Below are 25572 nucleotides of genomic sequence, written 5' to 3'. Positions count from 1 at the left end.
CGCAGCGACAGCGCGCGGTCCCGGCCGCCCCGCGCTCCAGCGCGCTGTCGCTGCGCGCCTACCTGACCGCCAGACGCACGGGGCTGCCATGAGCAACGCGCTGGCGATCGCGGCGGTGACCGCCGTCATCAAGGACCTGCTCGACTCGGGCATGATCGACCACGCCGTCACGGACGCGCTGGGCGCGGGCGTCAAGGTGTCCGCGCTGGCGCCCGACGCGGTGTCGCTGGACAACCAGGAAGACCCGCAACTGAACCTGTTCCTGCATCAGGTCACGCCCAACGCCGCGTGGCGCAACGCCGCGCTGCCGTCGCGCGATCCGGCAGGCGAGCGCATCGCCAATCCGCCGCTGGCCCTGGACCTGCACTATCTGCTGACCGCGTATGGCCGCGCCGAACTGCAAGCGGAAGTGCTGCTTGGCTATGCGCTGCAATTGCTGCATGAATCCGCCGTGCTGCCGCGCGAGGCCGTGCGCCGCGCGCTGGATCCGGACGTGGTCGATGGCGCCATCCTGCCCACCGTGTACCAAAGCCTGCGCAGCGCGGACCTGGCCAGCCAGATCGAGCTGTTGAAGATCACGCCGTCAGCGCTGGGCGCCGAAGAGATGTCGCGCCTGTGGTCCGCGCTGCAGGCGCACTACCGGCCAACCGCCGCGTTCCAAGTGTCGGTGGTGCTGATCGAATCCCGGCGGCCCGCACGCGGCGCGCTGCCCGTGCTGACACGCGGGGAAGCCATCCCCGGCACGCCGCGCGACCGGGGCGTGCTGGTGTTCCCGGGCCTCACGCCGCCGCTGCCCACGCTGTTGTCCGTGCAACCAGCCGGCAAGCAGCCGGTTGCCGTGCCGGGCGGCGCCGTGACGTTGCTGGGCCATCATCTGGACGGCCTGGCGCGCGCCGTGACGCTGCGCCATACGACGCTGGACGCCGAACGCACCATTGCCGTCGAGGCGGGCACGGACGCCTGGGTGCGGCTGACGATGCCCGCGGACCTGCCGGTCGGCATGTACCGCGTGCATGCCACGATGCAGGCCACCGATACCGGCCTGCGGCGCGACAGCAATCAGTTGGCCCTGGTGCTGGCGCCCGAGCCCGTACTGCCGCCGGCAGCCGCGACGCGCAACGCGGGCACGGTGCGCATCACGCTGGGGATCGCACCGCCCCTCCTGCCCGGCCAGGCGGCCAGCCTGCTGCTGGGCGACCGGGAGCTGCCCGCTGAACCCGCCGCCGCGCCCGCCAGCGCGCTCATCTTCGAATGGCGCGACGCGCCGCCCGCCGGCACGCGCTTTCTGGCGCGGCTGCGGGTGGACGGCATCGAAAGCCCGCTGGTGGACCGCGAAGCGGGCCCCGTCCGATATCTAGACCGCCAGATCGAGCTGCCATGAACGCGCGCGCGCCCACCGACTGGATCGAAGCCAACCAGCAATTGATGGCCGCCGAGTTCGCGCGGCTGCGCACACGGCTGCGCAAGCCCGGCAGCCGGCCGCCGCGCCACGGCGCGCAGCAGCTTGCGCAGGCGCGCGCCGCGCTGGACGGCGACTCGGCCATCGACCAGTTGACGGCCACCTTCGGCCTGTCGGCGTTCGAGCGCGACCTGCTGCTGCTGTGCGCCGGAATCGAGATGGACGCAGTGCTGGCCGACCTCTGCGCCCACGCGAACGGACGGACCGGAAACCAGCGCCATGCCAGCTTTGCGCTGGCCCTGGCCGAGCTGGAAGGCGCGCATTGGAGCGCCCTGTCGCCGCAGCGTCCGCTGCGCCGCTGGCGCCTGCTGGACGTGGACGACACGGCGGATCTGAGCACCGCGCGGCTGCGCATCGACGAACGCGTGCTGCATTATCTGGCCGGCCTGAACGAACCTGACGCGCGTCTGCGCCCGCTGTTGCGGCCGGCGCTGCCCCTGCCGCACGCCGCGTCCGCGCACGAGGCGGCGGCGCAGCACATCGCCGCGCAGGTCGCCGACGCGCAGGGCACGCCGCTGCCGGTGTTCGTGCTGGAAGGCGACGACCCCGGCGCGCAGGAAGACGTGGCGGCGCGCGCCGCGCATGCCGCGGGCCTCGCGTGTCTGACGCTGCAGGCCGAAGACGTCCCGGCGGACGCCGCCGAACGCAATGCGATCCTGACGCTCTGGCAGCGCGAGGCCGTGCTGCTGGGCGCCGCCCTGTACGTCGACGCCTCGGAGGGACTGACGCCGGCGGCGCGGCATCTGGTGGAACAGGCCGGCGGATTGTGCCTCGTGGGCGTGCGCGAGCCCGTCATGCTGCGCGTGGCCTCGCGTCCATGCGCGGTGTCCCGGCCGCAAGAGGCCGACCGCAGAACCCTGTGGCGGCAGGCTTTGGGCCCGCAGGCCGCCGCGCGCGTGGGCGATGCCGTGGACCAGGCGGCCAGCCAGTTCGGCCTGGACTCGCGAACCTTGCAGCGCACCGCCGCCGCGCTGGCGCCGGCGTTGCAGGAGACCGGCGCCGATCCGGCCGCCTTACTGTGGCAGGGCTGCGCGCAGGCCAGCCGCCGCAAGCTGGACGGCTTGGCGCAGCGCCTGACACCGTCGGCAGGCTGGGACGACCTGGTGCTCCCCGAGCCGCAGCGCGCGGTGCTGCGCCAGATCGCGGCCCATCTGCGCCAGCGCTATCGCGTCCACCAGGATTGGGGCTTTGCAGCTGCGCAGTCGCGGGGCCTGGGCCTTGCCACCCTGTTCACCGGCGAAAGCGGCACGGGCAAGACCATGGCCGCCGAGGCCCTGGCCCGCGAGACCGGGCTGGACCTGTACCGCATCGATCTATCCGCCGTGGTCAGCAAGTACATCGGCGAGACCGAAAAGAATCTGCGGCGCCTGTTCGAGGCCGCGGAAGACGGCGGCGCGATCCTGCTGTTCGACGAGGCGGACGCGCTCTTCGGCAAGCGTTCGGAGGTCAAGGACAGCCACGACCGCTACGCCAACATCGAAATCAGCTACCTGCTGCAACGCATGGAGTCGTACCGGGGCCTCGCGGTGCTGACCACCAATCTGAAGTCCAACCTGGACAACGCCTTCCTGCGACGGCTGCGCTTTGTCGTGCAGTTTCCGTTTCCTGACCTGGACCAGCGCGCGCGGATCTGGCGCGGCGTGTTCCCGGCCGCCACGCCGACTCGCGATCTCGATCCGCGCCAACTGGCGCGCCTGAACCTGACGGGCGGCAGCATCCGCAACGTCGCGCTGAACGCGGCCTTCCTGGCCGCCGATGCCGGCTCCGAAGTCACCATGGCTCACGTGCTGCAAGCCGCGCACGCCGAAGCCGCCAAACGGGAACGGCCGCTGGCCGACGCCGAAACGAGAGGATGGCCATGAAATCCGCAATTCACCTGCATATCCGCGCGCTCAGCCTGCCGAGCCATGACGCGGCTCAACGCAACGCGTTCGTTGCCGCCCTGGTCCACGAGCTGGTCCGGCGCGCGGCGCTGAACGGTGGCGCGGTCACCGATGCCAATGCGGAGCAGGTGCGCACCGTGGCGGACGGCGCGCAACCGGCGCAGGCCGGCACGCAGGCGGGCCGCGCCATCGCCGACACGTTTCATCTGAAGCATTGAGCCGTGCCATGAGAACGTCTTTGTTCACGCCCCGGCCCGACACATCGCCGCCGCGCTCGCGCCTGGTGATGCGGCGATGCGCCTGCGGTTGCGGCGGCAAGTCGAAGTGCGCCTCGTTGGCTGCCGGCCGTGCAAGGACGGCCGTGCCCGAGCAGGTCGAAGACGTGCTGCGCAGCGCGGGCCAGCCGCTGGCCACCGCCGACCGGATGGAATTCGAGCGGCGCTACGGCCACGATTTCGGGCGCGTGCGCATCCACGCCGATGCGCGGGCGGCGGATTCGGCGCGCGCGCTGGATGCGCAGGCCTACACCGTCGGCCCGCATGTGGCCTTTGGCGCCGGCCGCTACGCGCCGGGCACACGCCAGGGCCGCGACCTGCTGGCGCACGAACTGGCGCACGTCGTGCAGCAGCAGGGGCGCTACCGCCCCGGGCTGCCGCTGGAACTGGGCCCGTCTCACTCGCCGCTGGAAGCGGAAGCCGACCGCGCCGCGCGCAGCCTGTCACGGCCCAATGCGGCGCCGGGCATGGCGCAGACCGTGCAGCGCGCCGGCATGGGCGACCTGCGCGTGGCCGAAGCCGAGGCGCGCAAATGCCCCACCACGCACACCATGCCGGATGACGTGTATGCCGCGGTCAACGAGGCCTGGTCCAAGTCCGGCCACGGCGGCGACACCGTGCAGGAGCATGGCGGGCGCATCGTGTCCGACAAGGACGGCAAGCGCGTCATCCGCACCGGCTCGGGCGGCGGCGGCAGCATCAGCCTGCCCGCCGAGAAAAAGGGCGACTACACGCTCGGCACGTATCACACGCATCCGTACAGCAGTTCCGAAGGGTCCAAGCTGGGCGTCGCATTCTCCGGCGCCGACGTGGCCAACTTCATGGCCGGCAGCCAGGGCTGGGTGAAGTACATCGGCGCCGGCAGCTGCAACTACGCGCTGAACATGCAGGACTACGAGGCCGTGTACGACTGCCGCAAGCGCAGCGTCGATTTCAAGACACGCTGGAACGACGCGTTTGCCGCGGCCACCGGCACGTTCCAGGCCAAGGTCGAGACCGCGGTGCGAGCCTCGGTCGACGGCTGCGGCATCTGCTTTTATCGGGCCTGCCGGCCGGATGAGGCCAGCGCCGTGCCCAAGAACATGAACCTGATCTAGGAGCCGCCATGGAAGACTGGATTGGCAAGACCGTGGGCGAGGTGCTGGATCTGTGCCAGACGCGCTACGCCGACGTCACGATGGTCGACGAACCGCCGGGCAAGCTGCGCGCCGTCGAACTGGACTGCGTGGCGCGGGTGCCGGTGTCACGCTTCGTGCTGGAATTCGACTACCGCCCCGACCTCTTCAGCGCGGCGCGCCACTGGCCGGAAGCGCTGGTGGGCGCGCAGCGCATCACCGCCGTGCGCAACGCCGCGGAACCGCAGGCCTACCCATGAGCGGACCGCTTTCGCCCCGCCTGCTGCGCGGCGGCATCATCCTGATCGATCCCGCCAGCGGGGCGGTGCAGCGCGTGATTTCGCTGCAATACAACCCCGAGACGCTCACGCGATCGCTTCAGCCGCAGAGCGTAGACGACGGCGGCGCGGCGGGCGAGCCGTTGCGCTTGAAAGGGCCGCCCGCGGAAACGATCCGGCTGGACGCCGAACTGGACGCCACCGATCAGCTCGAATTTCCCGACGACCATCCGCAGGCGCGCGACACCGGCATCCACGCGCAGCTGGCCGCGCTGGAAACAATTGTCTATCCGGACAGCGCTGCCCTCATTCGCAACAACCAGATTGCCAACCTGGGAACGCTGGAGATCGCGCCCACGGTCGCGCCGCTGAGCCTGTTCGTGTGGAGCCGCGAACGCGTGGTGCCGGTGCGCGTGACTGATTTCTCGATTACCGAAGAGGCCTTCGACGCGCGGCTCAATCCCATCCGCGCGAAGGTGTCGCTGGGTTTGCGCGTGCTGCACGTGGGCGATCTGGGCTTTGGCGACAAGGGTGGACATCTGTACCTGGTGTATCAGCAGCGCAAGGAACGGCTGGCTGCGCTGGCCGGTCTTGGCGACCTGGGTTCCGTCGGACTGGAGTCCCTGCCATGAGCGTGCAGCGTTTTCCCGCCAACAGCCGGTACCACGACGTGCCCACAGCGGAAATGCCCGGGCCGGACGGCCGGCCGCTCGTCCACCTGCGCCGCCGCTTTCTGCCGGACCCGGCGGCGCTTACCGCGGTGGGCGAGGTCGCGGTGGCCCCGGGCGACCGGCTGGACCGGCTGGCGGCCGCCGCGCTGGGCGATCCGCTGCAGTTCTGGCGCCTGGCGGACGGCAATGACGCACCGCGTCCGGCAGCGCTGGAAGTGCCCGGGCGCAGCCTGCGCGTGACGCTTCCCGCCGCGTTGGGTGCTGCATTCGGCGCTCCATTCGGGGGCAGCGATGCTTAGCGGCGTACACCTGACGCTGCTTGTCGGCCCCGGCCTGCCGGTGCCCGCGCCCCGTCCCATCATGGACGGTCTGGAGCGCGTCGAGGTGTCGTCGTCCGCGGACGGCCCGGGCGGATTTCAGCTTACGTTCTCCGTCAGCAACCGTTCGCCGCTGCATACGCTGCTGGTGATCGCCGGCGGCCAGGTGCCGTGGCTGCGCGTCATCCTGATCGCCACGCTGAATGGGCTGCCCACCGTGCTGATGGACGGGCTGGTCACGCGCCAGGAGATCACGGACGGCAACGCGCCCGGCCAATCGCGCCTGACCGTCACCGGCGAAGACCTGACCGTGGCGATGGACAAGCAGGACATGAGCGGCCTGCCCTACCCCGCCATGCCGCCGCCCGCGCGCGTCGCTGCGATCATCGGCCGCTACGCGCTGTACGGCATGCTGCCGCTGATCGTGCCGTCGCCCTTCACGGACGTGCCGATTCCGGTGGAACGCATTCCGCTGCACGAAGGCACGGACCTGGCGTACGTGCGCCAGCTTGCGCGGGAAGTGGGCCACGTGTTCTACATCGAGCCCGGTCCGCTGCCCGGCGCCAACGTGGCGTACTGGGGACCGGAGATCCGGCTGGGACAGGTGCAGCCCGCGCTCAACCTGGGCATGGACGTGCACAGCAATGTCGAGTCGCTGTCGTTCGCGGTGAACCAGTCGGATGCCGCGCTGCCGGTCATCTTCATCCAGAATCCGCTGACCAAGTTTCCGATTCCGCTGCCCGTCCCCGACGTCAGCCTGACCAGTCCGCCGCTGGGCCTGCTGCCGCCGCTGGCCAAGGGGCTGACGCTGCTCAAGGACACCGCCAAACTGTCGCCGGCCGCCGCGCTGGGCCGCGGCCTGGCCATGGCCGCCGGCACCACCGCCGACGCGGTGACCGCCGACGGATCGCTCAACGTGCTGCGCTACGGCCACGTGCTCAAGTCGCGCCAGCTGGTGGGCGTGCGCGGCGCGGGGCTGGCGTTCGATGGCCTGTACTACGTCAAGCGCGTCGACAGCTCGCTCAAGGCGGGCGAATTCCGGCAGCAATTCTCGCTGGCCCGCAACGGCCTGATCTCGACCCTGCCTCTGGTGCCCCCATGACAGAACCCCAACGCCACTACGGCAAATTCCGCGGTGTGGTGATCAACAACGTCGATCCCATGCAGATGGGCCGCATCCAGGTGCAGGTGCCCGACGTGCTGGGCCTGGGCGTCTCAAGCTGGGCGATGCCCTGCGTGCCGTTCGCCGGTCAGCAGAGCGGCGTGTTCGTCGTGCCGCAGGTCAGTTCGGGCGTGTGGGTGGAGTTTGAACAGGGCAAGCCCGACTACCCGATCTGGGTCGGCGGATTCTGGGGATCGGCCGCCGAAGTCCCCGCGTTGGCGCTGGCCGGCCTGCCTGTGTCGCCCAGCATCGTGCTGCAGACCGGCGGGCAGAACACGCTGATGATTTCCGATCTGCCGGGCCCCACTGGCGGCATCCTGCTCAAGACCAAGACGGGCGCGATGATCTCGATCAGCGATGTGGGCATCACGCTGTCCAACGGCCAGGGCGCGACGGTGATGCTTGCCGGCCCGGCCGTCAACATCAACCAGGGCGCCCTGACGGTGACCTGAGGAGGCTAAGAGCATGCCCGGACCCCTGCTGCATCTCGGCGCCACCGTGCAGTGTTCGCACGGCGGCCAGGCCATTCCGACGTCGCCCAATCCGCGTGTGCTGCTGTCGGGCCAGCCGGCCGTGACCATCCTGTCGACGTATTCCATCGCCGGCTGCACGTTTCCGCCGCCACCGTCGGGCAACGGCCCCTGCATCACCGGCATGTGGCTCGCCGGCGCGACGCGCGTGCTGATCGGCGGGCTGCCGGCCGCGCTGCAGGCGGGCTCGTCGATCTGCATGCCCACCGGCACGCCGATGCTGGCGCTGCAGGCGCAGGCGCGCGTCGTGGGCATCTAAGGACGAAGCGCCATGGCCATCCTGCGCTTTCCGTTCGAACCCGACGCGCGCGGCCGCAGCCGCAACGCCGACGACGCCACGCACGTGCGCGACATGATCGAGCAGGTGCTGTTCACCGTGCCGGGCGAGCGCGTCAACCGGCCGGACTTCGGCTGCGGGCTGCTGCAACTGGTGTTCGCGCCCAACAGCGACACCCTGGCCGCCGCCGTGCAGATGAGCGTGCAGGGCGCGTTGCAGCAGTGGCTGGGCGAGCGCATCGCGGTGGAATCCGTCAACGTCGCGCACCGCGATGCGACCCTGCAGGTCGACGTGCAGTACGTGCTGCGCCAGGGCCAGCAACGGCGGCTGGCGCGCTTTACGCGGGATCTGCCATGAACCGCCAGTTCCGCAGCGCCAACCCGCGCCGGCTGCAACTGCTGCGCGCCCAGCAGCCGCCCGGCGACAACGGCATTGCCTTCGTGGAGATCGACGCGGCCGACCAGCGCACGGTGCGCGTGGTGTGCGCGCATCCGGTGTCCGGCATCGGTCGCGCCCACGTGCGTATCGAAGGCGGCGCGCGCATCCGCGGCATCGCGCTGGCCGCGGACCCGGTGCTGTCGGGCAACGAGATCCGGCTGACCGTGGACAAGGCCGGCGACTTCTCTTGGTACACGCTCGCCCTCGTCAACCCGGCCGATCCCGATGCGCCGGCGCCGGGCTTTGACCTGTGCCTGTCCACCATCGAGATCAACTTCAAGGCGGGCTGCCCGTCGGAATTCGACTGCGCCGATGCGCACACGTGCGATGCGCCCGCGCAGCCAGAGCCGCTGCTCGATTACCTGGCCAAGGATTACGAGAGCTTCCGGCGGCTGATGCTGGACCGCCTGTCGCAGAGCATGCCCGACTTCACCGAGCGCAATCCCGCCGATTTCACCGTGGCGCTCGTGGAAACGCTGGCCTACGTGGCCGACCATCTTTCCTATGCGCAGGACGCCGCCGCCACCGAGGCCTATCTGGACACCGCGCGCCGCCGGACCTCGCTGCGGCGCCATGCGCGTCTCCTGGACTACCCATTGCATGACGGCTGCAACGCGCGCGTGTTCGTCGCCGTTGAAGCGAATGCGCAGGGCGACGGCAAGGTCATACCGGCAGGCACGCCGCTTTTGACCAGCGCGCCCGAAGCCGCGCTTGCCGCGCCCGTGCGCCGCCGCGACGCGCTGGACGGGCTGCCCGCGGCCGGCATCGAAGTGTTCGAGACGCTGCACGACCTGACGCTGCACGCCGCACACAGCCGCATATTTCTGCATGACTTCGCCGATCCCGCCTACTGCCTGCCGCGCGGCCAGACGCAGGCGGCGCTGATGAACGATCCGCCGCTGGCGCTTGCCCCCGGCGACGTGCTGGTGTTCGAAGAAACGATCGACCCGTTGACGGGCCGCAAGGCCGACGCGGACCGCACGCATCGCGTGGCCGTGCGCCTGACCGAAACCCGCGCCGGCCGCGACGACCTGACCGGCACCGACCTCCTGCTGATCGCCTGGCATCCGGACGACGCGCTGCCGTTTCCGCTGTGCGTCAGCCGCGAATTCGACGACGGCGGCGCGCTGGTCAAGCGGGCGGTATCCGTGGCGCGCGGCAACGTTGTCCTGGCCGACCACGGCATGCAGCGCGACTGGACGCCGTTGCAACCAGACACCGCGACCGCGCGCGACGCGCCCGCCTCGCGGCCCTACCGCCCCCGCCTGCCTGACCCGGGCCTGGCCTGCGCCGAACCCTACCGGCATGACCTCGCCGTGTCCGCCCTGCTGCCCGCCGGCGCGGCGCTGGCGCAGGACCCTCGCCGCGCACTGCCCAGCGGCATGTCGCTGCAGGCGGACGACGCCAATCAGCCCGGCGACGTGCCCGCCCCCGCCAGCCCGGCGTGGTCGCCTCAGCGCAGCCTGCTGGCCAGCGCCCGTGACGCGCGCGAGTTCGTCGTCGAAACGGAAACCGACGGTGCGGCGTGGCTGCGGTTTGGCGACAACCGCTACGGCGCCGCCCCCGTTGCGGGCGAACGCCTGCTGGCGCGCTACCGGCTGGGCGGCGGCTCGGAGGGCAACGTGGGTGCCGAGGCCATCGGCGCGCTCGTCACCGACGATGCGGACCTGATGCTGGGCGTGGCGCGCGTGCGCAATCCGCTCCCCGCGCAGGGCGGCGCGGCGCCGGAACCGGCCGACGCCATCAAGCTCAACGCGCCCGAGGCCTTCCGCGTGCAAGAGCGCGCGGTCACGGCCGACGACTACGCGCGCCTCGCGGAGCGCCATCCGCAAGTGCAGCGCGCGGCGGCCCGGCTGCGTTGGACGGGCAGTTGGCACACCGTGTTCCTGACCGTGGACCGGCGCGGCGGGCTCGCGGTGGACGCGCCCTTCCGCGCCACGCTGCGCGCCTTCATGGAGCGCTTCCGGCTGGCCGGGCAGGACCTGGAATTCTCCGATCCCGTGCACGTGCCGCTCGACATCCTGGTGCGCGTCTGCGCGGCGCCGGGCCACTTTGCCGCGGACGTCAAAGCGGCGCTGCGCGATGTCTTCACCGCGGGCTTGGACCGCGCGGGCCGGCCGGGCTTCTTTCATCCCGACCGCTACACCTTCGGCACGCCGCTGGCGCTGTCGGCGCTGATGCGCGCCGTCATGGCGGTGCCGGGCGTGGCATCTGCGCGGGCCGAACGCTTCCAGCGCTGGGGCCGCGACCCCGCGGGCGAGCTGGACACGGGCCGCCTGCTGGCCGCGCCACTGGAGGTGCTGCGTGCCGACGGCGACCCGAACTTTCCCGAGAACGGCCGCATCGACTTCATCGTGGAGGGCGGATCATGACAACCCCCGCCGATTGCGGCTGCTGCGCCGGCCAGCCTGCGCTGACGCCATCAGACCTGGACAACCCGCCGGGCCAGCCCGCCTTGCGCCTGCGCATCGGCACGCATGGCCGCTTTCTTGCCAGCCTGACGGCGGACCTGGCGCGATCGCCGGCGCTGGCCGCGCTGACCACACGCGACCGCGACGACCCCGTCATCGCCCTGTTCGACGCGTGGGCCGCGGTGCTGGACGTGCTGGCGTTCTATCAGGAGCGCATCGGCAACGAGGGCTATCTGCGGACCGCGACCGAGCGCCGCTCGGTGCAGTCGCTGGCGCGGGCCATTGGCTATGAACTGCGGCCCGGTGTGGCGGCAACGACGTGGCTCGCTTTCTCGCTGGAAACCGCGCCGGGCGCGCCGTTGCGCGCGCGGGTCGAGCCCTGGACGCGCGCGCAAAGCGTGCCCGCGCAGGACGAACGCGCGCAGACATTCGAGACCCTGCAGGCGGTCGAGGCGCGCGCCGCCTGGAACGCGCTGGAACTGGCGTGGCTCGAACCGGCGATGCCGCGCTTCGGCGCGCGCACACTATGCCTGGCCGGCGCCGCCACGCGCCTGAAGGCCGGCGACGCCGTGGTGATCGTCGGCGACGAACGCGCGCGCGACCCGGGCAACGAAAACTGGGACTTCCGCCGCCTGACGCAGGTTCGCGAGTACGCGCCGGGCCCCGGCGAAGACGGAGCGCCCGCCTACACGCTGATCTCGCTGGAACGCGGCTTGGGCAGCGCGGCCCCGCACGTGCAGCCCGCCCGCCGCAATCCTCGCTGCTACGCGCTGCGCGCGCAATCGCGGCTGTTCGGCTACAACGCGCCCGACTGGCGTGCCATGCCCGCCACCCTGCGCGCGGCCTATCTGGGCATGGCCGACGACGCCAAACCGTCCTTCGGCCAGTTCCCGCAATGGCCGGGCTACACGCTGGCCGAGATCTCCGATCCGCCGGGCGCAAGCGGCGCGGGGTCGGGACTGTACGGCGAGTATTACCGCGGCCGCAGCTTCAGCGAACGGGTAATGACGCGCACCGATCCGCAGCTGGATTTCCGGTGGGCCGCGGGCGGCCCCGGCGATGGCATGCCGGCGGACAACTTCTGCGTGCGCTGGACCGGATGGGTGCGCGCGCCGGGCAGCGGCAGCTACACCTTCCACGTCACGGCCGACGACGGCGTGCGACTGTGGGTGGACGGCAACCTGCTCATCGACCAGTGGCGCGAGCAATCGCCCACCGAATACAGCGCCAGCGTCCGGCTCACGGCGGGACGCAAGCACGACATCCGCATCGACTACTACGAAGCCAGCGGCGACGCCACCCTTGCGCTCGCATGGTCCGGGCCCGGCCTGGCGCGCCAGACGATACCCGCGGCCAGCCTGTTCCCCGGCGACGTGCACGGCGTGCATCTGGATGCCGTCCATCCGAAATGGGTGGCCGGCGGCTGGGCCGTGCTGTCCATGCCGGGGTATGAAGAGCTTTACCGCATTGCCGACGCCGGGCCCGACGCCCGGACGGGCTTTGCGCTTGCCGGACCGACCACCCGCCTGACCTTGCGGGGGGAACGCCTGCGCGAACAGTTCAACGACGCCGTGCGCGAGACCACCGCCTATGGCGAATCCGACGCGCTGGATTGGGGCGTGCGCCCCGCGTCCGGCCTGACGCAGGGCCATGCGCTGGTGCTGGCCTCGTACGAGCCCGACCTGCCGCACGAGCGCGTGCTGGCGGTGTCGGGGCTGATCCTGGACGAGAGCGACGCCGCCAACATCGCGCCGCGCGAACGGCTGTTGCGCGGCGACGCGCTGGCCAGCGTGCGCGTGGCGCGCGACCGCGCCAGCGCGGATCTGGAATTCGAGGACGGTGCGCGCGCCACCGTCACGCTTTCTGACGCCAGCGACATCGTGCGCATCCAGCGCAACGACAGCGCCGGCGGCCGCACGTCGCTGCTCCTGGACGCCGATCTGGCGCACGCCTATCTGCCCGCCACGGTACGCATCAACGCCAACGTCGCGCCGGCCAGCCACGGCGACAGCCGGCAGATGCGCATCCAGCCCGAGGTGCTGGGCAGCGGCGCCGGCAACCGGGCCTTCCAGCGCTTCACGCTGCAGCAAAAGCCGCTGACGTTCGTGCCCGCGCCCACGGCGAGCGGCGCGGCGAGCAGCCTGGAGGTTCGCGTGGATGGCCTGCTGTGGACCGAGGCGCCGCGCATCACGGAACTGGCGCCGGACGATCGCGCCTATCTGCTGCGGCTGGACGACAGCGGCGGCGCCACCGTGCAGTTCGGCGACGGCCTGCACGGCGCGCGCCTGCCATCCGGCTCCGGCAACGTGGAGGCGCGCTATCGCGTCGGCCTGGGCCGCGAAGGAAACGTCGCGCCCGGCCAGTTGAGCGTGCTGCTCACGCGAGCGCCCGGCGTCAAGGCGGTCGTCAATCCGGCGCCCGCGACCGGCGGCGTGGATCCCGAAGCCGGCGACGCCGCCCGGCGCAATGCGCCGCTGCGCGTGCGCACGCTGGACCGCATCGTCTCGCTGCGCGACTTCGAGGATTTTGCCGCCGCGTTCACAGGCATCGGCAAGTCGCAGGCGGTGTGGCTGTGGGATGGGGAACAACGGCTCGTGCATCTGACCGTCGCCGGCGAGGATGGCGCCGCGCTGGACCCCGCCGGCGCGCTGTACCGCAACCTGCTCGCCGCCATCGACGGGGCGCGGCCGCCCTATCAGCCGCTGCGCGTAGCGCCGTGCCGCTACCTGGATTTCGGCCTGCGGGCCGGTCTGGGCATCGATCCCCGCTACGAGACGCCCAAGGTATTGCAGGCGGCAGGCGCCCGCGTGCTGGAGGCCTTTGGCTTTGCCGCGCGCGCATTCGGCCAGCCGGTGCACGGCGCGGAAGTGCTGTCCGTGCTGCAAGGCGTGCCGGGCGTGCAGTGGGTGGACCTGGATTCGCTGGTGCTCGATGGAGGACTGGATGCGGGGCTGAGCGCGGGGCCAGGTTCGGCGTTGTCCCGTTTCACCGCGCGGCGCAGCAACGGGCCCGACGCCACGCTGCCCGCCCGCACCGCGCGGTGGCAGCAAGACAGCCTGCAACCGGCCGAACTGCTGCGCCCGAACCCGGCTGGCATCCTGTTATCGGAGCGCACATGAACACCCGCCTGGATGCCGATGCGCTGATGGCCTTGCTGCCGGCCTTCTACCGCGAGCGCGACGCGGCGGCCGGCGGCCCGCTGCGCGCGCTGCTCGACGTGCTGGCGCGCCAGGGCGCGCTGGTGGACGCCGACGTGGACCGGCTCTACGACAACTGGTTCATCGAAACTTGCGACGACTGGGTGGTGCCGTACCTGGGCGATCTGCTCGGCGTGCGCGCGCTGTACCCCGTAGGCACCGCCTTCTCGCCTCGCGCGCTGGTGGCCAATACGCTGCGGCTGCGCCGCCGCAAGGGTACCGCGCTGGTGCTGGAAGAGCTGGCGGCCGACGCCACGGGCTGGCGCAGCCGCGTGTCCGAGTGCTTCGAGCGCGTCGCCACCACGCAGCACGTCAACCACCCGCGCCCGCACGCGCTGCGCACACCGGACCTGCGCGATTCCCGGGCGATGGAGCGGGTCGATGGTCCCTTCGGCGCCGAGCTGCACACGGCCGACGTGCGCGCGCTGCCTGCGGGGCGCTACAACCTGCCCAACGTCGCGCTCTTTCTGTGGCGGCTGCAGTCGTACACCGTGCAGCGCGGCAACGCCGCCCCCGCCACGACGCGCGACGGCTTCTATACCATCGACCCTTTGGGCCGCGACCAGCCCCTGTTCAACCGGCCCCGCACGGAGACCGACATCGACCATCTGGCCGAGCCGGTCAACGTGCCCGAACCGCTGTCCTGGCGCGATCTGCATGCCGAACTGCAAGCGCGCCGCCAAGCCCTGACCGACGGCGACGCGCCGCCGCAAGGGTGGTTTGCCGCGGGCGGCGGCGGCCCAGTTGTGCAGGTGTGGCTGGACGGACAGGCCGTGCCGCCCGAGCATCTGGTCATCTGCAACCTGGCGCCCATTCCCGGCGTCGCCCCCGAGGACTGGCGCCGGCCCGACGCCTCCCTGCTGGTCAAGGCGCGCAAGCCCGGGCGCCCGGACCGCAGTTTTCCCGCTACGGGCGGCGTGCTGGTGGGACTGGACCCGCGCCGTGGACGCCTTGCGCTACCGCCCGGCGTCACGGCGCAATCGGTGCAGGTGCGTTATGCGTATGGCTTTCCCGGCGACATCGGCGCGGGCCCGTACGACCGCAGCGTCCCGGCTAGCGATGATGCACACGCGGCATTCGAAGACGCCTTCGACATCGAACTGCGCGTGCCCTCCGCGGCAACGCCCACGTTGGCGGCGGCGCTGACCGCGGTGCAGGCGGGCCAGCGAGTGCGCATCGTGCTGGACCACGACGGCACGGAAGCCATCGCCCCCGATCTGGTGCTGCCCGACACGCATCTGTCGATCGAGGCAGCCCCACTGCGCCGGCCCGTGCTGCGGGGGGATTGGCGGCTGCGCGGCAATGCCAGCACGCGCGTGCGGCTTGACGGGCTGCTGGTGGACGGGCGCCTGCGGCTGGAAGGCGCGTTGCGTGCCGTGGCGCTGCGCCACTGCACGCTGGCGCCCGCGCGCGGCGGCGTGCGACACAGCGGCGCGGCACCTGAACTGGAGCTGAGCCTTACTCGCTGTCTCTGCGGGCCGGTGCGCTGCGCCACGCCGCTCGCCTCGGTCGAACTCGACGCGTGCCTGATCGACGCGCAAGGCAGCGCCGCGGCTGCCGTCGACGTGGACGACAGCGCCTTGCGCGTCCTGGCCTGCACACTGTTTGGGCGCGTGGCGGCCGGACGGCTCGACGCGTCCAACACGCTGTTCGGCGGGCCGCTCGCCATCAACCGTCGCCAGGAAGGGTGCGTGCGCTATTGCCACGTGCCCATGCCGTCGGTCACGCCGCGGCGCTACCGCTGCCAGCCGGACCTGGCCATGCAGGACCTGGGCGCTGCCGCCGCAAAACGCGCGGCGGCGCGCGTGGCCCCGTCGTTCACGTCCACGCAATTCGGATCGCCCGCGTACGGCCAACTGGCGCGCGGCTGCGCGCTTGAGATCCGCGAAGGCGCGGACAACGGCGCCGAAATGGGCGCCTGGAATTTCCTGCTGCAAGCCCAGCGCGAAGCCAATCTGCGGCAAGCGCTGGAAGAGTATCTGCGCTTCGGACTCGAAGCGGGATTGATCCCCGTGAACTGAGCCCCCTGTCTTCGGGAACAACACCATGAAAGCCGATCTCAGCCGCCTCACATTCGACCCCGTCCGGCGCTACCGGGCCGTCCGCATGCAGCAGGGCCGCGTGCAGATGGATTCGGACTGGAACGAGCAGCAGGACATCCTGAACCGCCGCATCGAAACCGAGACGGCGGACATCGTCGGCCCCGTGGGCGTGCCGCTGGAGGCGCCGGGCTTTGCGCTGGCCCCCGCGGGCAAGGACCTGTCGCTATCGGCCGGCCGCCTGTATCTGGACGGGCTGCTGTGCGAAAACCCGCAGCCCGCCACCGTGGCCAAGCAGCCCGACATGCCGCCGACGGCTTCGCCCGTGCTGCCGGCTGGCGCGTCCGTCCTGCCGCTGCCGCCGCCCGCCCTCACGCCGGCCGACATCGACGGCGTCGTCGTCTTTGGATCGGGCGGACAAGCCGCGCCGCCGCCGGAGGGCATGTACCTGGCCTATCTGGAAGCGTGGCAGCGCCACCTGTGCACGCTGGACCTGCCTGCCGGCGACACCAGCATGCGCGAAGTCGCGCTGGGCGGCCCCGACACCGCCACCCGCGAAAAGACGGTGTGGCAGGTCAAGCTGATGCAGGTGGGCGCGCCGGACGCCGCCCTCACCTGCCTGTCGGCGTTGCCGGCGTGGGATGCGCTGACCGCCCCGCCCGATGCGCGCATGGCCGCGCGCGCCGAAGCCAGCGTGCCGCCCAAGACACCCTGCCAGTTGCCGCCCGACGCGGGCTACCGGCTGCTGGAAAACCATCTTTACCGCATCGAGATCCACCACGACGGCGCCGGCGCGGGCAAGGCACGCTACAAGTGGTCGCGCGAGAACGGCAGCATCCTGTCGCGCGTCGTGCGCTGGCTGGACGACCCCGTAGCCAACGAATTCGAGGTCGCCAGCATCGGCCGCGACGACGTGCTGGCCATCACCGCGGGCTGCTGGGTCGAGTTCCTGGACGACACGCACGAGCTGCTGGGACAGCCGGGCCCGCTGGCGCAGGTGGTGCGCACCGACGGCAACACGGTCACCATCGACCCGGCCAGCCTGATTGGTCATCCGCTGGACGCGGCGCGTTTTCCGTCCAATCCGCGCGTGCGTCGTTGGGACGGCGTCGCGGAAATCACGCCCGCGCCCATCAACAGCGCCAACGCCGGCTGGGTGGAGCTGGAGCAGGACGGCGTCGAGATCAAGTTTTCCCCCGGCCGCCTGCGCGTGGGCGACTACTGGCTGATTCCCGCGCGCACCGCCACGGCCTCCATCGAATGGCCGCAGATGCCCGACGGCAAGCCCGCCTTCAATGCGCCCGCCGGCGTCCTGCGGGCGTTTGCGCGGCTGGCCCTGCTGCGCTGGCAGGGCGGCGCATGGACCGCCGTCAGCGACTGCCGCCCGCTCTTTCCCGCGTTGACGGAACTGACGCAGCTTTACTACGCGGGCGGCGACGGACAGAGCGTCAAGCCCAATCCCGCCATGACGCCCGACGTGGTGCCGCTGCCCGCCGAATTGCGCGCGGGCGTGGCCAACGGCAGCGTGCCGGTGACAGGCGCCGTGGTGCGCTTCACCGTGGACGCCGGCCGCCTGCCCAATGGCACAGCCACACAGGACGTGGCCACCGGCGCGGATGGCGTGGCATCCATTGCCTGGTCGCTCGCGTGCGATGCCGCCCGCCCCGTGCAACGCGCCACCGCGCAACTGCTGCGCGCGGGCCTGCCCGTGTCCGACCGCTACCTGCCGCTGCGTTATACGGCGACCCTGGCGCTCGCATCCGAGGTGGCCTACGACCCCCGAAACTGCGCGGACCTGCTCGCGGAGCAAGCCTATTCGGTGCAAGAAGCATTGGATGCGCTGTGCCGGCGCACGCACGGCGGCGGATGCTGCCTCACCGTTGGCCCGGCAGGCGATTTCCCGACGCTGGACACCGCGCTGCGCACGCTCATCGGACAGGACCGCATGGACATCTGCCTGTGCCTGACGCCGGGCGAACACAAGCTGGATGACGACCTCATCATCAAGGGGCCGCGCGTGCGCCTGATGCTGCATGGGTGCGGAGCCGCCAGCCGGCTGTTTCTGGAAGAACGCATGTTCAGCCTGGACGGCTTTGCCAGCGTTTCCATCGCCGACCTGGTGATCACGCGGCGCGGCCAACCCGGCGCGATCGCCTTCAACCAGTGCGCCGACCTGCGGCTGTCGCGCGTCGATTGCGCGGGACCGGCCGGCCCCGGCAACAGCCTGGTGCGTGTCGACGGCAGCCGGCGCGTGCAGATCGAGACCTGCCGTCTTTATGCCGCGGGCCGCGGCAATGCCGAACGCCTTGACCAGCTCTTCACCCGCGCCCCGACGCTGGCCGCGCTGAAGCGCGCGCTTTCCCCCGATACGGTGCTGGACGATGACGACGATCGCGCCGCCTCGGCGCTGTCGCGCCAGCCCATGGACGCGCGCAAGGCCATGACCACCGAGATCGCCGCGCTGTTGCGCGCCGGCGCCGCCGGCAATGCGTTGACGATGACGCCACGCATCCAGTCGGCGCTGACGACGCTGGCCACGCAACTTGGCCGCGAAACGCCCGCAGCCAAACGCTTGCGCCCCGCCATCGCCGCGCTTGCCGCCGCGCTGCTGGCCGATCCGCTGTCCTGCGCGCTGGCGCTGCTGGACAACGACGCCGACACCACGGTGCGCGACAACCGGCTGCGCGGCGGCATCGCGCTCTTTGCGGAGTCAGGGGATTTTCCGGAGCTGACGACAGATCAGTTGAAGCTGCTGGGCGGCGGCATCCGCACGGGCAAGATGGTGCCGGAAGGCGACGGCACGTTCATGCTGCAAAGCAACCAGCTGTCCAGCCTGCGGCTCGGGGCCGAGGCGGCGCGCGCCATGCTGAACATCATTCAGACAGGCGGCGAATTTGCCGCGTGGCGCTGCCTGCGCGCGGCCGACAACGCGCTGGAGGCCTACAGTCATTTCCCCGCGTTCGACGCCGCCGTCACCGGCAACAACCTGCTGACCAACGGCGACGCCGGCGCCCTCATCGCCACGCAGGCCAAGGTGATCGGCAACTTCGCGCATAACGATTTCCGGTTGTTCGTGTCGGGCGCGAATCCGGAAGTCCTGGCCAATGGCGGGTTGAATGTGGTGACGGTGTGATCCCGCGATCATCACCACTGCATCGAAGCCCCGATCCCCGCCGTGGGTCCGCCCGAGGCCATGCCCACGCCGGCCTTCAGCTTGACGCGGTCGTTGACACGCGCCGACGCGCCCACCGCAACCGCTTGATAGCCGCGATACGTGGCCGCGCCCACACCCAGTGCGAACCGCTTGCCCGGGTCGACTTCCGGAATCATGGTCAGCGCCGTGGTGGCCGCAATGCCCGAATAGGCGTTGCGCGCGACTTCGTCGATGGCGCGGTTGGTCTGATCGATGCGGTTGTCCAGGCGGGCCAGCCCTTCGCGGTTGCGCTGCACGGTGGTGTCCAGCGAGCCGAGCGCATCGCCGACGTTGTAGTACGTCTGGCCATCGAGCTGATACGCCGGGCCGGTGACGGCGCCGGTGGCCGCGTCGATATGAGCGCCGCCGCCCAGGCCGGCCACCACGGGGTTGAGTTGACCCACATTCACGGCATCGGTGCTTTGCGTGCCCGCGGACACGTTGGTCACCTGGCGCTCGGCGCCTTGCGCACCCACCGAGACCGAGTTGGCGCGGTCAGCCACCGAGCCCCCACCCAGCGCCACGCTGTTGGCCGCAGCCGCCGATGCGCTTGCGCCGATGGCCACGCCGTTGGACGCGGTAACCGTGGCGTTGGCTCCAACCGCCGTGCCCATCGTGCCCGCGCCTGCAGCGGCGTTGTCGCTGCCATCGCCCGCCCCATCGACGCTGACGTAGGCATTGGCGGCGTTCAGTTGGCCGACCTGTTGCGAAAGGGCGTAGAGCTGGCTGCCATTGACGGCGTCCGTGCTGGTCGCGGAGATGACCCCGCTGGCGACGCCCGTGATGGTGCGCGTGCCGTCCGTGCCCGCCATGTCGATGACATTGCCGCCCGTGGAGGCGGCCACGGAGATGGCGCCGGTGACCGCATCCTGCCGGACCAGGCCGACGGTGCCGTTGTTGAGGTTGGTGGTCAGCGTGTTCAGGTTGGCCGTGTTCTGCGCGACTGTTGTGCCCAACGTCGTGATGGCCGCGCTGTTGGACTGCACTTGCTGGTTGGTGGCGTAAAGCTGCGATCCATTCACCGCCTCCTGACTGGTGGAAGACAGCACACCCGCGCCAACCTGCGTGATCCGGTTTCCGTTCATGTTGACGCCGTTCAGCATGAAGATGCCATTCTCGCCCTTCAGTTCCAGCGTGCCATCGGCGTAGCCGGTGATCCGGACCGTCGCGGCGGTCAAGCCTTCCTCCGTATTGAGGCTACGGATGTTTTGCAGGGTGAAGGACGGGCTGCCGTCGGGGCAGGGCAGCAAAGAGTTCGGGCTGCCGACATTCAGGGCGTTCCCGAACGCCGTGTCGGGACTGCATAGCTGCAATTGGCCGCTTGCGTGGGTATTCGTTGCCAATCCCAGGCTGCCCGCGCAGGCTAGCGCAACCGTTGCGACAGAGGCAGCGCACCGCGCCCTGCAGGGCGTGCCCCGTCGGCGCATGGCGGAAGACAAGGCCTGATGCGGGCTTTGCGCGGGGATCGGGGTTGTATTCGGGACGTACGTAAAGATGTCATTCATGACGATTCCACCCAGCGCCGGAGCGCGCTCATTGCCGAAAAAGCGGCTTTAAGAAAGCCCCTTAACCACTTGAGGTATAAGGTTTTTTTCAATCTACTTTTCGACCAGCGACGCAACCATCGAAGCTTTCTTATTGTTTGGGCGAGCGATGCAACAAATATCAACAAACGTCAAGATCGTCACTCGCGCCCCCGACAAGACCTTTCCACGCATCGCCGTTGACACTGGATGACCATGTCCGGATTGCCCGACATGCAAATGACAGGTTCGGCCCTCTACAATGGCCCTGTTGCATCGCAGCATTCCGCAATCCTCTCTTCGTAGTCTCCATGTCCCATTCCGTTTCCGCGCAGCACCGGCCCGCCCTGGTGCTGCTGGCGCTTGCCGTTGGCAGCTTCGCGATCGGCACCACCGAATTCGCGACGATGAGCCTGCTTCCCTATTTCGCCCAATCGCTGGGCATCGACGCCCCCACCGCCGGCCACGTCATCAGCGCGTACGCGCTGGGCGTCGTGGTGGGCGCGCCCATCCTGGCCGTGCTGGGCGCGCGCATGCCGCGCCGACGCCTGCTGATCGCGCTGATGGGCCTGTTTGCCATCGGCAACGGCCTCAGTGCCATCGCGCCGAACTACCACTGGATGCTGTTTTTCCGGTTTCTTAGCGGGCTGCCGCATGGCGCCTACTTCGGCATCGCGTCGCTCGTGGCCAGTTCCATGGTGCCGGCCAACCGGCGCACCGTGGCCGTGGGCCGCGTGTTTCTGGGCCTGACCGTAGCCACCATCGTCGGCGTGCCGCTGGCCAACTGGCTGGGCCAGGTCATCGGCTGGCGCTGGAGCTTCGGCCTGGTGTCGCTGCTGGCGGTGCTGACCATGCTGAGCGTGCGCGCGTACGCCCCGGACACCGCCGCCGATCCCAACGCCAGTCCGCTGCGTGAACTGAGCGCGCTGGGCCGCGGCCAGGTCTGGATCACGCTGGCGATTGGCGCCGTCGGATTCGGCGGCCTGTTCTCCATCTATACGTATCTCGCCGACACGCTGACCGCCGTCACCCAGGTGACGCCCGCCATGGTGCCGCTGGTGCTGAGCGCCTTCGGCGTCGGTCTGACGGTGGGCAACATGGTCGTGCCGGTGTTTGCCGATCGGGCCGTCATGCGCACCGCGGGCCTGCTGCTGCTGTGGTCTGCCGTGGTGCTGGCCCTTTTCCCGTTCATGGCGCACAACGTCTGGCTGATCACGCTGAACGTGTTCCTGGTGGGCGTCGGCGGCGCGCTGGGCACCGTCTTGCAGACGCGCCTGATGGACGTCTCGGGCGATGCGCAGGGGCTGGCCGCGGCGCTCAACCATTCGGCCTTCAACACGGCCAACGCGCTCGGGCCGTTCCTGGGCGGCCTTGCGATTGCCGCCGGGTTTGGATGGACGTCGACCGGCTGGGTCGGCAGCCTGCTTGCCATCGCCAGCATGCCGCTGTGGCTGTGGGCGGTGATGCTGGAACGCCGCACGCGCACGGCGCGGGCGGACAACCTGACGGTCAGCACCGAATCGGCTCGCTGAACGAATGGGGGACACCATCAACGGTGTCCCTTTTTTATTGGCCCGTTCCCCTCGGCGTCGCGCTCTGCAGGTCGTCTCCAAGGGGTATCAGACCCCCGCGCGAGACACCTGCGCGTGCTTGGAAGGTGTCTGACACCCAACGAGAGCGACGTCATCCTGCAATGTCGTCTCAAGGGTGTCAGACACCTTCTTAACGCGTCCCCCATTTATCCTGTCACAAACCGTCGGCCCCGCACCACACCGGGCAAGCGCCTATTGCAGCCCGCGTCCGCGCGGCAGCTATACTTTCCGCACTCTTTACCACCTCAAGACGCGCTGCACCTTCAACATGCAGCGCTTTTTTTATGCCCGCTTTTACTGCCTTGCTGCGCCCGCTGTGCCAGGCGCTTTGCTGCCTGGCCGCAGCCCTGATCTCCACCCAATCCTTGGCCGCGCCGCCGTCGCTGGCCGAGTGCCACGGCATCAAGGACCTGGCCTTCGTCGCCCATCTGGATGACGACCTGCTCTTCATGAATCCGGACGTCGCCTCGAACATCGAGGCGGGCGGCTGCGTGCGCCTGGTGTACCTGACCGCCAGCGACGCTGGGGAAGGCGAAGGCTACATGCTGGGCCGCGAGCGGGGCGTGCGCGCTGCCTACGCCTACATGGCGCACCAGCCCGACGCATGGAAGGAAGACACCGGCATCGTCGCGGGCCGTCAGATTGCACGCTTCACGCTCACCGGCAACCCCCGCGTGCAGCTCTGGCACATGCGCCTGAAGGATCCGTGGCTGGGCAAGGGCTGGGGCAGCCTGACGCCGCTGAGCCGCACGGAATCCGAACCCAACCAGAACGTGGACACGCTGGGTCCGCACGCCGAGGTCTACACCCGCGAGCAACTGGTGGACACGATGGCCGAACTGATCCGCCAATACGGCCCCACCACCGTGCGGCACCTGGACGACACGATCAGCGTGCCGTACACCCAGCTCTGCTGGCGCTGCGCGGGCCACGGGCACCCCGACCACATCGCCAGCGCAAGGCTGGCGCGCGAAGCGATGCTGCGCGCGCCCGGCAACTATGCCGAGACCGGGTACATCGACTACCCCAGCCAGGAACGCGCCACCAACCTGGCCGACGCGGAAATCGCCAGCAAGTCGGTGATCTTCCAGCACTACGCCTGGAACGACTACCACTATTGCGCCGGCCCCAAGGGCTGCCAGGAACCCGCCGGCCCTGCGGCCGCGTGGGTGCAGCGCGCCTATTACGTGTCCCGCCACGACATCGCCCCGCAGCTTTACCCCGACGGACGCGGCGGACTCGTCGTGTTTGCCGCAGGCGAGACCAACGCCGCCGTGAACAGCTGGGATTCCGGCGAAAAGCGCTGGCACAGCCTGGGCGGCCGCACGACCGGTCCCGTGGTGTCGTTTGCCCACGCCGACGGCACGGCCGGCTTGATGGCGCGCGACCCGCTGGGCGGCGTCTGGGCCAACAAGCAGCGCCATGACGGCAGCTGGCAGGGCTGGCAGGCGCTGGGCGGCCTGCGTGTCACGCAAATTCCGGCCGTCGCCCCCCGCGGCGAGGCCGCCGCCGTCGCGCTGGGCTATGACGGCGTGCTGCACTGGATCGCGCCGTCCGGCATCGACGGCAGTTGGAGCACTTGGCAGGCGCTGCCGCCGCTGGAGGGCGCCTCGGGTTCCCCCGCCGCCGCGCGCGGTTCAGATGGGCGCTACGTCGTGTTTGCGATCGCCGCCAAGGGCGAACTCTTCTATACCCGCCAGCTCCCGGCCGCCAAGGGTCAGCGCTCGGAATGGCAAGGCTGGCGCCGCGTCGCCGCCCCCGAGGCCGCCGGCGGACTGGCTGCCATCCGCAACCACGAAGACCGCGTCGAGCTTTACTTCCGCCAGCGCGCCAACAACCACCTGACCAAGCTGGTCGAAGCCGGCGACACCACCGATCTGGACATGGACTGGAGCGCACCCGCGGACCTGGGCGTGCCCTACATCGGCCGCCCCGCCATTCACGCCGACAACACCGGCAACGTCGTGCTCGCCATCCTGGAACGCGCGGGCGGACAGCTCTGGCTGCTGGAACACGGCAAGCTCGGCAAGCTGGACGCCGAAGCCGCATCGCCGCCCGCCATCAGCCTGGTGGACGGCACGCTGTACGTCGTTGCGCGTGCCGCGGGCGCGCCGCAGCGCTATCAGGTGCTGTCGCGCCGCAGCGGCACGTGGGCCGCCAACCTGACGCTGGACGGCGTCCCGGCCAGCGGCGGCGGTCCGTTTACTGCCGTGGCCGCGCGGCCGACCGACCTGCCCAATCTGGGCGCAACCAGCGCGAACAAGGCCGTGGTGGTCCGGCCGTCCACGGCTGAACCGGATGCGCTGACAGTCGAACGCATGCCCGCCCAGACCTCGCGCGTGGCAACACCGACCCGCGTGCAATGAACGGCGGCGTGGCCCCACCCGCGGGGCCACGCCTTCAAGCCTTGTGACGCCCCTTGCGCGCCAGGAAAGGCGCCATGCACCGACGCGGTTCATCCGTGGTGAAAGCCTCACCAAAGGCCTCCACGCTACGGTCCAAACCCGCCTGGATCGACGATTCGGTCCAGTCACGCAGCAGGGCCTTTTGCGCGCGCACGGCGCGCGGGCCGCTGGCGGCAATCGGCGCCACGGTCCGCTCGACCAGCGCGTACAGCCCGCCCGGCTCACACATGAATTCCAGAAAGCCCCAATCCCGCGCCTGCGCCGCATCCACCGTTTCGCCGGTAAGCAGCAGCCAGTTGGTCCGGCCCTGGCCGATCAGCGCGGGCAACAGCAGCGCATGGATCACCGAGGGAATGCCAACGCGCACCTCGGGCATGCCGAAAACACCGTCCGCCGAGCCCAGCCGGATGTCGCAGGCGGCCGCCAGCTCCATGCCGGCGCCCAGGCAGAAACCCGGCAAACGCGCGATGGTCGGCACGGGAATATCCGCCACCGCCTCGCACAGGTCGCGCAGCCGCGTGATGAACGCACGCGCGCCCGGCGGATCCAGCTCGGCCATTTCATAAATGTTCGCCCCGCCCACGAATGCCTTTTCGCCGGTCCCGCGGATCACCACCGCGCGGGCGTCATCCTGCGCCGCGATCCAGCGCGCCGCCTCGGTCAGGCTCAGCGTGACAGCGGACGCCAGGATGTTCAGGCTCTTGGCATCGTGGATCTGCAGGGTATAGACGCCGCGGGCGTCGCGCGTCACGACGGCATGGGTGAATTCAGGAATGGGCGCAGTCATGAAGTCTCCGGTTCTTTTTT

Annotated in this window: 19 protein-coding genes; 17 read left to right on the top strand and 2 right to left on the bottom strand. The window is 70.3% G+C overall.

The genetic code is table 11. From position 1 onward, the window contains the following. Positions 1–88: 88 nt before the first annotated feature. Genes AC6LJW_RS01820 through AC6LJW_RS01750 form a run of 15 tightly spaced genes read left to right on the top strand, consistent with a single transcriptional unit; the run spans position 89 to position 19185 of the window. Entirely contained in the window at positions 89–1381 is a 1293-nt protein-coding gene (locus AC6LJW_RS01820; RefSeq protein ID WP_498086333.1) for a Pvc16 family protein, read from the top strand. Beyond that, positions 1378–3321, top strand: coding sequence for an ATP-binding protein (locus AC6LJW_RS01815; protein WP_498086332.1), 1944 nt, complete (start codon positions 1378–1380; stop codon positions 3319–3321). The genes AC6LJW_RS01820 and AC6LJW_RS01815 overlap by 4 nt, the downstream gene beginning before the upstream one ends. Continuing rightward, positions 3318–3560: a hypothetical protein gene (locus tag AC6LJW_RS01810; protein WP_498086331.1), complete on the top strand. Its 243-nt coding sequence runs from the start codon at positions 3318–3320 to the stop codon at positions 3558–3560. Before AC6LJW_RS01815 ends, AC6LJW_RS01810 begins: the two co-directional genes overlap by 4 nt. A gap of 8 nt (positions 3561–3568) precedes the next feature. Beyond that, positions 3569–4714: an eCIS core domain-containing protein gene (locus tag AC6LJW_RS01805; RefSeq protein ID WP_082578735.1), complete on the top strand. Its 1146-nt coding sequence runs from the start codon at positions 3569–3571 to the stop codon at positions 4712–4714. Between the two features lie 8 nt (positions 4715–4722). Then, positions 4723–4992, top strand: coding sequence for a hypothetical protein (locus AC6LJW_RS01800; RefSeq protein WP_056558503.1), 270 nt, complete (start codon positions 4723–4725; stop codon positions 4990–4992). Further along, on the top strand, positions 4989–5642 hold the full coding sequence (locus AC6LJW_RS01795; RefSeq protein WP_056558507.1) for a hypothetical protein: 654 nt from the start codon (positions 4989–4991) through the stop codon (positions 5640–5642). The genes AC6LJW_RS01800 and AC6LJW_RS01795 overlap by 4 nt, the downstream gene beginning before the upstream one ends. After that, the gene (locus AC6LJW_RS01790; RefSeq protein ID WP_498086330.1) at positions 5639–5980 is read left to right on the top strand and encodes a LysM domain-containing protein; all 342 of its coding nucleotides are present in this window, start codon (positions 5639–5641) and stop codon (positions 5978–5980) included. The genes AC6LJW_RS01795 and AC6LJW_RS01790 overlap by 4 nt, the downstream gene beginning before the upstream one ends. After that, a complete protein-coding gene (locus AC6LJW_RS01785; protein WP_498086329.1) occupies positions 5973–7100 on the top strand; it encodes a hypothetical protein in 1128 nt (375 codons plus the stop codon). The genes AC6LJW_RS01790 and AC6LJW_RS01785 overlap by 8 nt, the downstream gene beginning before the upstream one ends. Beyond that, positions 7097–7612 carry a phage baseplate assembly protein V gene (locus AC6LJW_RS01780; RefSeq protein WP_056558514.1) on the top strand — a complete coding sequence of 172 codons (516 nt, stop codon included), beginning with the start codon at positions 7097–7099 and terminating at the stop codon, positions 7610–7612. Before AC6LJW_RS01785 ends, AC6LJW_RS01780 begins: the two co-directional genes overlap by 4 nt. Before the next feature lie 13 nt (positions 7613–7625). After that, on the top strand, positions 7626–7949 hold the full coding sequence (locus AC6LJW_RS01775; RefSeq protein ID WP_056558517.1) for a hypothetical protein: 324 nt from the start codon (positions 7626–7628) through the stop codon (positions 7947–7949). Positions 7950–7961: 12 nt separating this feature from the next. After that, a complete protein-coding gene (locus AC6LJW_RS01770) occupies positions 7962–8324 on the top strand; it encodes a GPW/gp25 family protein (RefSeq protein WP_056558520.1) in 363 nt (120 codons plus the stop codon). After that, on the top strand, positions 8321–10777 hold the full coding sequence (locus AC6LJW_RS01765) for a baseplate J/gp47 family protein (protein ID WP_498086328.1): 2457 nt from the start codon (positions 8321–8323) through the stop codon (positions 10775–10777). Before AC6LJW_RS01770 ends, AC6LJW_RS01765 begins: the two co-directional genes overlap by 4 nt. Beyond that, positions 10774–13935, top strand: a complete 3162-nt coding sequence (locus tag AC6LJW_RS01760) for a putative baseplate assembly protein (protein WP_498086327.1) — start codon at positions 10774–10776, stop codon at positions 13933–13935. Before AC6LJW_RS01765 ends, AC6LJW_RS01760 begins: the two co-directional genes overlap by 4 nt. Next, positions 13932–16034 carry a phage tail protein gene (locus tag AC6LJW_RS01755; RefSeq protein ID WP_498086325.1) on the top strand — a complete coding sequence of 701 codons (2103 nt, stop codon included), beginning with the start codon at positions 13932–13934 and terminating at the stop codon, positions 16032–16034. The genes AC6LJW_RS01760 and AC6LJW_RS01755 overlap by 4 nt, the downstream gene beginning before the upstream one ends. Positions 16035–16059: 25 nt before the next feature. Further along, positions 16060–19185 carry a DUF6519 domain-containing protein gene (locus AC6LJW_RS01750; RefSeq protein ID WP_498086324.1) on the top strand — a complete coding sequence of 1042 codons (3126 nt, stop codon included), beginning with the start codon at positions 16060–16062 and terminating at the stop codon, positions 19183–19185. Positions 19186–19196: 11 nt separating this feature from the next. Here the strand turns inward: AC6LJW_RS01750 and AC6LJW_RS01745 are convergent, their stop codons facing one another. Further along, positions 19197–20588: a YadA C-terminal domain-containing protein gene (locus AC6LJW_RS01745; protein WP_162253539.1), complete on the bottom strand. Its 1392-nt coding sequence runs from the start codon at positions 20586–20588 to the stop codon at positions 19197–19199. Positions 20589–21079: 491 nt separating this feature from the next. Here AC6LJW_RS01745 and AC6LJW_RS01740 point away from each other — a divergent pair, with 491 nt between their 5' ends. Both AC6LJW_RS01740 and AC6LJW_RS01735 read left to right on the top strand, forming a co-directional pair. After that, positions 21080–22300: an MFS transporter gene (locus tag AC6LJW_RS01740; RefSeq protein ID WP_056558534.1), complete on the top strand. Its 1221-nt coding sequence runs from the start codon at positions 21080–21082 to the stop codon at positions 22298–22300. A 344-nt stretch (positions 22301–22644) separates the two neighbouring features. Next, entirely contained in the window at positions 22645–24726 is a 2082-nt protein-coding gene (locus AC6LJW_RS01735; RefSeq protein WP_498086323.1) for a DUF8189 domain-containing protein, read from the top strand. Positions 24727–24760: 34 nt separating this feature from the next. Here the strand turns inward: AC6LJW_RS01735 and AC6LJW_RS01730 are convergent, their stop codons facing one another. Beyond that, entirely contained in the window at positions 24761–25552 is a 792-nt protein-coding gene (locus AC6LJW_RS01730) for an enoyl-CoA hydratase (RefSeq protein WP_498086322.1), read from the bottom strand. Between the last annotated feature and the right edge of the window lie 20 nt (positions 25553–25572).

It is taken from the genome of Achromobacter sp. 1012554356 (assembly GCF_059760815.1).
Note: the sequence above shows the minus strand (reverse complement) of the source record. Positions and strands in the feature narration are given on the sequence as shown.